The 6,764-nt window shown below is 20.7% G+C and carries 6 protein-coding genes; 4 read left to right on the top strand and 2 right to left on the bottom strand.

Annotation, left to right across the window (positions count from 1 at the left end; all coding sequences use genetic code 11):
* Positions 1-380: 380 nt before the first annotated feature.
* On the bottom strand, positions 381-1,613 hold the full coding sequence (locus OC683_RS01825; protein WP_304514854.1) for an aminopeptidase P family protein: 1,233 nt from the start codon (positions 1,611-1,613) through the stop codon (positions 381-383).
* A 279-nt stretch (positions 1,614-1,892) separates the two neighbouring features.
* Here OC683_RS01825 and OC683_RS01820 point away from each other — a divergent pair, with 279 nt between their 5' ends.
* The 3 genes from OC683_RS01820 to OC683_RS01810 all read left to right on the top strand — a co-directional run bounded on the left by OC683_RS01820 (position 1,893) and on the right by OC683_RS01810 (position 4,314).
* Entirely contained in the window at positions 1,893-2,573 is a 681-nt protein-coding gene (locus OC683_RS01820; protein ID WP_304514853.1) for a hypothetical protein, read from the top strand.
* 172 nt (positions 2,574-2,745) lie between these two features.
* A complete protein-coding gene (locus tag OC683_RS01815) occupies positions 2,746-3,183 on the top strand; it encodes a hypothetical protein (RefSeq protein WP_304514852.1) in 438 nt (145 codons plus the stop codon).
* 183 nt (positions 3,184-3,366) lie between these two features.
* Positions 3,367-4,314: an alpha/beta hydrolase gene (locus tag OC683_RS01810; protein ID WP_304514851.1), complete on the top strand. Its 948-nt coding sequence runs from the start codon at positions 3,367-3,369 to the stop codon at positions 4,312-4,314.
* Positions 4,315-4,581: 267 nt separating this feature from the next.
* On the opposite strand, the gene OC683_RS01805 is transcribed toward OC683_RS01810, so the two are convergent.
* Positions 4,582-4,779 carry a hypothetical protein gene (locus OC683_RS01805; RefSeq protein WP_304514850.1) on the bottom strand — a complete coding sequence of 66 codons (198 nt, stop codon included), beginning with the start codon at positions 4,777-4,779 and terminating at the stop codon, positions 4,582-4,584.
* Positions 4,780-5,077: 298 nt separating this feature from the next.
* On the opposite strand from OC683_RS01805, the gene glnS reads away from it, so the two are divergent.
* Entirely contained in the window at positions 5,078-6,709 is a 1,632-nt protein-coding gene (glnS, locus tag OC683_RS01800) for a glutamine--tRNA ligase (protein WP_304514849.1), read from the top strand.
* Positions 6,710-6,764 lie beyond the last annotated feature (55 nt).

Here is a 6,764-nt window from a genome sequence, read left to right as displayed (position 1 = left end):
AATAGTTATTACCTTTTGAGGACAAGTGGATAATGGTGATAATATTGCTACTGTATGGTTGTGAAGATTTTTTCATTTTTGAAGTATTTCTTTCAAGATATCGATATTTTATTAATTTTACTTCCTACTATAACCTACTTTTAAGAACTACTGTCATTCATTTTTGTTTCCTTTAAGAAAATGTTCTTTATCGCTTGTGTTATCGATGAGAGAACATAATATTTATGCTTATTGGCCATAAATATAATAATATACGTAAATTAAATAATTTATAATTATAATAACATTGATATTATAACAAATCTCTAATTTAAAACGAATAATTCTAACTTATTTTATCTTTTATAAAAATAATTATTATCAAATTTAAAATATTTTATTTATTTTATTAAAGATTCTATTTCTTCAATTTCTTTAGGAATTTGAGCAGATAAATTAATATTTCCTTTTCGTTTGACAACAATATTGTCTTCAATTCTAATCCCTAAATTTAAATGATTAATATATAAACCTGGTTCAATAGCTATAATGCTATTTTCTCCGATAGGTTCTTCTGCATCTATATCTATTAAATCATGTATATCTAATCCTAAATGATGACTAATACTATGATAAAAATAATTTTCAATTTTTTCTTCAAATCCAAGTTTTTTCATACCTATAGATAGCATTTGCTTTCCATAATAATTTAAATCTTTCATACTATGTTCAGGTTTAACCCAATTAATTAATTCTTTATTAACTTTTAATACTAAATTATAAATTTGATACTGTATAGCTGTAAATTTATTTCTAATAGGAAAACAACGAGTAATATCCGAAGAATAATCATTAATTTTTACTCCTGCATCTATTAAACATAAATCGTTATTATTTAAATAAGAATGATTTTTATGATAATGCAAAATTAAAGCGTTCTTTCCTGAAGCGACAATGGTTTCGAAAGCGTTTTGAGCTTTATTCATGCCTAAATAATAATGAAAATTAGCTGCTATTTCAAATTCATATTGACATTTATTTAAATTTTGAAACAAATACATTAAAGATCGATAATGTAGATCAATAGCATTTTTAATAGAGTTAATTTCTGCGTTATTTTTCTGTTGACGTAATTTTAATAAAATTTGAGAACTATTGGCTATTTCGATATGTGGCCAATAATTTAAACATTTATATAATTGTTCATAACTCCAAGAATATTTTAATTCTTTATAATGGTTCGGAATATCAAAATAAATTTTGGGAGATAATAATTTTAATTCAGAAATTTTTTTATTAATCCAAAAATTAAAATCTTTGATTTCCAAAATATTAGTAAATGGAATTGCCGAAATATTGGTAATTTGTTCTTTATTTAATTGTTCATTGTTCCATAATTTATTCATAGGATCGATATCAGGAATAAATAAAAAATTTTGTTTGTTTAATATTGTTTTGATAAAAACTAAAATAATATAAGGTTGTTTAATACCCGTTAAATAATAAAAATTTTTATTAACTTCGAAAGGAAATAATTGATCTCCGCTTTTATATTGGGGATTACCAGAATAAAATAAAGCTATAGAATTATTAGTTATACAATCGAAAAAATTTTTGCGATTTTTAAAAAACATATATTATAATACCTCTAAAAATATTTATTTAAAAAACAATTTTTATAAATAAAATCATCTCGATTTATCAGTTTATTCATTTATAATATTAAACTTTTAATTAATTTATTTATTTTAATAGTAGTAATGAAATTTACTTTTGAATTATAAATTATAATATTATTATATTTAATATAATTTGATCTTTTTTAATTAAGTTAAAAATAATTTTAAAAAACTTTTTTTATTTTGGAATTAAAATTCTCAAATCAAAAAGCGAAAGGTAAAAATAATTAAAAAATGTTTAACATTCGATTTAATTTAAAAATTATTTTATATACATTTTTATTTATACTTCATTTAATTATAATTTGGTTTATTTATTGTTGTGTTACAAATCGTAATCAAAAAACATTGCATTATTATGATTATACTTATGCAAAGATAAATAATCATCAATATCTTGAAAATCGTCAACTAGTTGCGAAAATAGCTTATTTAGGATTGGAACAATTTTTTTTAGGTTTAAAAGATAATACTTTTAAAGATACTTATCAGACATTTTTAAAAAGTGAAAAACCGCCATTAGACATGGAAATAATTATAGAAAAAATTTTAAATCAAAAATTAGATACTGCATATCCTTTTTTGATACAAAGTACTATTGATTTTTTATCTAAAAAAATAAATAAAAGAATATCATTAATTATCGAGATAAAGAATTCTAATCAAACAACTTTTTCATGGGATTTCAATTCTTTATGCGAAATAATAGATAGTTCTATTCTTAAATTGAAGATGAAAAATTTTAATAATATACATTTTTATATTAAAGAATATAATGATACACCTGGAGATGGTTATTGTTTTTTCCATGCCCTTAAATATTTATTAGATGAAACTATACCTAATTGGTTAGATCTAATTAACGAAGATTTAAAAAAAAGCCCTAGTAAAGTTAATATTAAAAATTACAAATAAAAAATCCAAATTAATTAAAATTAATAATTTATTAAAGATAATAAACAATATGGTTTATTAAAAGAAATGGCGATAATATGAACAAAAAAAAAACAATTACAATATATTTATTGTAATATTATTGATTTGGTTCTTACTAATTTTAAGTTATTTTATCATATTTTTTTTTCCGATGACGCAAACATCTTTGAAAATACCGCTTGTAAATATTTCTGATAATTTTGATAATTTATCTAAAGAAAATTCTTCAATTTCTTTTAATTTAATTAATGCTATAAAAGATAAAACTTTTTATTATCATTTGTTTGGTAAATTTTCTTATTTATCGGGAATTTCTAAAGCTGCAATAGAAAAACAATTAAGAGAAAATTTTTATTTTGAGCCGCAATCTAATGTTGAATATAATAAAAATACTGGAGTCATTAAAATTTGTAATATTAATAAAATATTAAATCATAATATTTTAATAGGAGAAACTTTTTTTTTATTGAATGTAGGGTTTTGGAAAATGAGAGAGGTATGGACCTGTACTCTTCAAATTTATTTTATTGCATATAAAGATAATTATAGCAATAATTATCATTATAGAATAAAAGTTAAAAAAAGATAATATTGTTGTTAATAATTTTTTATTATTAACGATTAAATTATTTATGATATACAATTAGATTAGTAAATTATAAGATATTTTATTAATTTTAAGTCATTACATTTTAATATTAAAATTTTTGATTTTTTCTAAAACTTTTTGTTCATTATAAACTCATTATTCAATAGGAGAAATAATCTGAAAATGTATAATTCAAAAAAAATTTATAATCAAAATTCCAAACAGAATAATTCATTATTGATAAAGATTTTATTTATTATTATAATTTTTTTCATTTTTATTTTTAAAATATTAAGTTTTTCTAATTTTCGATTATTAGGATATAATAATGTCAGAATTTTGGATAATTTTAAACAAGCTATTGAACCTCAAATGGCTAAAGCAAATATTATTATTACACATGATATGGGAGAAAGTTCTCAAGAATATGAAAGATTAACTAATTTTTTAAATACTAATAATTTTAATACTTTAAATTATGATTTAATAAATCATGGTCAAAATATACAAAATCCGGATAAAGCAGGAGATATTGAAGATTCCCGAATCTTTATAAATGATTTGCATAATATTGTAATGTTTTTAAAAAGACAAAATAATTTGAAAATATTTTTATTAGGTCATTCGCTAGGCAGTACAATTAATAATTGTTATGTGTATAAATTTCAAGATATAGATGGAGTTATTAATATTGCTACATCTTCCAAAATTTTGAATAAAACTCAAGAAATTTTAGAATCTAACAAAATTAATTCAAATACTAAAATTATTATAATGAATAATTATGCTGAGCCCCAAAGATTAACTTTACAACAAGTAGAAATTACTAATAAAATTAATACTGTTACTACTCGTTTCATTTATCATACTATGTTTTTAATGATTAAACAATTTCAAGAATATTTAATTAATTATGAATTTAATTATCCAAAACCTATTTTTTTATTGCATGGTCAACAAGATAAAATTATTCCTTTTGAACATAGTCAAGAGTTATTCGAATTAATAAAAAGTCCTAATAAACATTTAAAATTATATTATCAAGGTAATCATAATTTATTAAATAATACATTTTATACTTTTGTTTATAAAGATATTTTAGAATGGTTAAATTATCAAATATCTATATAATTTTAAAAAAACTATAATAAAAAGGATTAAATTTTCTTAAAATTATGCAATATTTTATACTTTATTATATCTCTCTAAGCCAAATATTATAAAAACGGTTATTCTGAAAATCTTCTAAAATTACTTCTACATAATATTATCTTAAAAAAAGAGAATTTAGAATTTATGACAATTTTTCATAATTAGTCATAAAAAATGAATTCTCTTAAATAATTATAAAATTTAATTCGAGATTATTTTTATATATATTGATTATAATTTTTCATTTTATGTTTCATTAAAATTATTTTGTGTATTTTTATCTGGATCAAGTTGTCGCCAAGTTTTTCTAATTTCTTCAAGAGAATTATTATAATTCTCTTCGTTTTGTTGTTCACTTTCGATATTGATTTCGTGTCGAATTATGAATAAAATAATAAAAATTATTATTAATAAAATAATACGATTAATTAATTTAATAAACATTTTAATTTGCTCCTAAAAAAATAATATTTTTAAAAAAAACATTTATTCTAGTATACTAAAAATATCTTAAAAAAAATTAAATATAAATTTGAAATTTATTTTTATATATGGAAATAATCATTTTTTTCCAAAAATTAATTATAAAATATAATTTTTTTTATATTTTAATTTTGTTATAAAAAATACTTTATATGTGACTAAGATTATATATCTTGTTCTTTAAAAGATATTGGAGAAACAATTTTCAAAAATTTATTATATTTTTGTCAAAGCAAAAAAGGAGAATTACAAATATTTTATGATAATATCCAACTTTATCAAAACTATTATGGAACAAGATTTAAAACAAAATAAAATATCTGAAATTATTACTCGTTTTCCGCCAGAACCAAACGGTTTTTTACATTTAGGTCATGCTCGGGCAATTATTATTAATTTTGAATTAGCTAAATATTTTCAAGGAAAAACCTATTTAAGATATGATGATACTAACCCTATACGCGAAAAACCTGTTTATATCGAAAATATAGCAAAAGACGTACATTGGTTAGGATATAAACCAGATAAAATTTTGTTTACTTCGGATTATTTTGAAATAATCTATCAAAAAGCTATTTTATTAATCAAAAAAAATAAAGCTTTTGTAGATGATTTAAATGCGGAAGAATTAAAACAAACAAGAGAAATTCAACAATGTTCTCCTTATCGTAATCGTACTATTTCAGAGAATTTAGAATTATTTCATCAAATGGCTCAAGGTAAATTTAAAATAGGCCAAAAAGTGTTGAGAGCGAAAATTGATATGTCTAATCCTAATTTTAATTTACGCGATCCGGTTTTATATAGAATTTTAAATACTAAAACTTTAAAACAACAACATCATTATATTTATCCAACTTATGATTTTGCTCATCCCTTAGCTGATGCTATAGAAAAAATTACTCATTCTTTATGTTCTTTAGAATTTGAAGATCATCGTCCACTTTATAATTGGATCATCAAGGAAACTGAAATGATTAACATTCCGAAACAAATTGAATTTGGTAGATTAAATATTGTTGGCACATGTTTGAGCAAAAGAATTCTTAAATCTTTAGTAGATTATAATTTGGTACGAGGTTGGGATGATCCACGCATGCCTACTTTAATAGGATTACGCAATCGTGGATTCACACCTTCGGCGATTAAAAATTTCATTCTAGAAGCAGGACTTTCTAAAATAAATAGTAATATTGATAGAAGTATGTTAGATGCCTGTTTAAGAAGTGATTTACAATCAAAAACTAAAATTATTATCGCTATTATAAAACCTTTAAAAATAACAATTACTAATTATCCCGAAAATCAAATAGAATTTCGTGAAATTTCTTATTATAAAAATAGCGAACAAACAAAAAGAAAAGTTTTTTTTTCACGTCAAATATATATAGAACATAGCGATTTTCAAATAAATAAACCTAATCATGATTTTAAAAGATTATTTTTGCACGGAGAAGTTAGGTTATTATATTTTTATTTTATTAAAGCATATAAAGTAATAACGAATAATTTGGGAGAAATTACAGAAATTTTAGCCACCTATGATCCGATGACCAAAAGTGGTAGCGGTTTTAATCAACGTAAACCTAACGGTACTATTCATTTTTTAACTATAGAAAAATCTTTAGAAGCAACTTTTAATTTTTATTATGATTTATTATTAAAAGATAATAATCAAGAGAATTATCAAAAGTCTCAAGAAATAAAACATTTATTTAATTTTAACTCTTGGAAACAATATAAAGGTTTTATAGAAAGCAATTTAGATTGTAAAAATAATTTAGAAAAATTCCAATTCATTAGACATGGTTTTTTTAATTTAGAATATCAAAAAAACCAAATAAGAAACTTTAATGAAATTGTAGCTTTAAAAAATAATAAAAAATATTAGATTTAATTGGAATTGATTCAACAAATACTATTATTTAAAAAAACTCTCAGAATAT

This window comes from Candidatus Phytoplasma crotalariae (genome assembly GCF_030586865.1).
Classification (GTDB): Bacteria; Bacillota_I; Bacilli_A; order Acholeplasmatales; family Acholeplasmataceae; genus Phytoplasma; species Phytoplasma citri.
The sequence above is the reverse complement of the archived record's forward strand: the minus strand, read 5'-3'. Positions and strand labels throughout refer to the sequence as shown.